General features: G+C 67.1%; 2 protein-coding genes. Both read right to left on the minus strand.

The window, feature by feature from the left end:
* Positions 1–206: 206 nt before the first annotated feature.
* A complete protein-coding gene (locus tag HFC70_RS26265) occupies positions 207–527 on the minus strand; it encodes a DUF6107 family protein (protein ID WP_168476281.1) in 321 nt (106 codons plus the stop codon).
* 201 nt (positions 528–728) lie between these two features.
* Positions 729–1780: phage portal protein (locus tag HFC70_RS26270; RefSeq protein ID WP_246735966.1), on the minus strand; the 1052-nt coding region annotated here is incomplete at its 5' end.

The following is a 1780-nucleotide window of genomic DNA, read 5'->3' on the forward strand; positions in this document are numbered from 1 at the left end:
AGGTTAAGCCCTCCCCACAAAGGGGAGGGCTTAACCTAGCCGTACCGTGGATGGATCGAGCCCGAGCGGCTTCCACGAGTCTTCTCCCCCTTGTGGTGGGGTGAGGAACGGTCCGCGCAGCGGAGAAATCGATCCAGTGAATCGATTTCAGTAACAAACGCCGGCAGGCCAGAGAGGGCCTTTTCTGAAATTCGAGACGCCCCCCATCACCCGCCCGGTTTCGCCCCGTAGCGTGCCGCCAGCCGCGCCAGAAGACCGAGCCCCCACCAGGCCGAGAGGCTGGCGGCAGTCGAGCCGGCCAGCATGATCTCGAAGCCGCTCAGGTGCTCCAGCAGGTCGAGTTTCTGGCCGAGCCACAGCCCCGTCGGCCCGCCGAAGATCAGCCCGCAGGCAAAACCCGTCACCATGCGGCTTGCCGCCTCGCGGCTGCCCTTGGGCAGGAGATAGATCAGCGAGATCGCCGATCCGGCCAGCGCGCCAAGCGCCCTCGCCCCCCAGAACTGGGGGTCCTGACTGAAATCGGTCATTTCCTTAACCTCTGCGCGCTACGATGAAACCCGTGCCAGATCAGGCCCGCACCGCCGGATATGCGAATGCCTTCCGTAAGGTGAGGCAAGGCCGGGATCGCGAGTCTTTTGAATCGCTTGGCACGGCTTCCTTAGAGAGCGAATCCGCATCTTCACAGATTGATTCAACCGCTTCACGCGATGAATCCACGCCCGAAAATCTCAGTCCCCGTAGCCCACCGCCTGGCGCTTTTCCGCGTCGCTTAAGAAACCCGCCGCGCCGATGCGCGTCCACAGCGCGTCGCGTTCGCTGGCCAGGCCCTCGACCTGGTCGAGATCGGGCGCCAGCCGCAGCGCTGCCGCCTCGCCCTCGCCGATCAGGCTTGAGAGGCTGGCCGCCGTGCGCTTGATCAGCGGCAGCACGGTCAGCCGGTAGAAGGCGCGGTTGGCCTCCTGATAGTTGGCATAGGTATTGTCGCCGGGAATGCCGAGCAGCATCGGCGGCACGCCGAAGGCAAGCGCGATGTCGCGGGCCGCACCATTGCGCGCCTCGACGAAATCCATATCCTTGGGCGACAGGCCCATCGCCTTCCAGTCGAGCCCGCCTTCGAGCAGCAGCGGCCGGCCGGCCCGCATCGGCCCGGAATAGCCCTCCTCCAGTTCCAGCTTCAGCCGCTCATATTGCTCGACCGACAGATTGCCGCCCTCCTTCGGCTGGTAGACCAGCGCGCCGGACGGCCGCGCCGAATTGTCGAGCAGCGCCTTGTTCCAGGTGGCCGCCGCATTGTGCAGGTCGAGCGCCACCTGGGCTGCCGCCAGCGGCGGAAAGCCTGAGTGGTCGTCGAGCGGATGGAACAGTTTCAGATGCAGGAGCGCCACCGGCACGGCCTCGGCCGGCAGCCGCCGCGGCGCCCCGCCGGCCCGGTATTCGTAGGCCAGCGGCCAGCCGTCACGGCCCTCGATCACCGTCACCCGGTCGGGCCTGAGCAGATGCAGTTCGGCCAGCCGCTCGCCGAGCCAAAGCGGCTCGAGATAGGCATTGCCCGACAGCAGCAGATGGCCATAGAGCGCCTCGAAAAAATCCGGCCCGCCCATGCGCGCGTTCGGCCGCGCCAGCAGCCGCAGCGCCGCGTGGTCGCCGACCTCGCCGTCGCCGTCATAGAGCAACAGCGGCACGGCGGCGGCGGCCTCGGCGATCAGCCGCACGGCGCGATGGGCCACCGGGTTCTTCATGAAGCCTTCGCGCGCCAGCACCCCATAGGAGCGCCCCGACC

Source organism: Agrobacterium sp. a22-2 (assembly GCF_012276985.1).
Lineage (GTDB): Bacteria > Pseudomonadota > Alphaproteobacteria > Rhizobiales > Rhizobiaceae > Allorhizobium.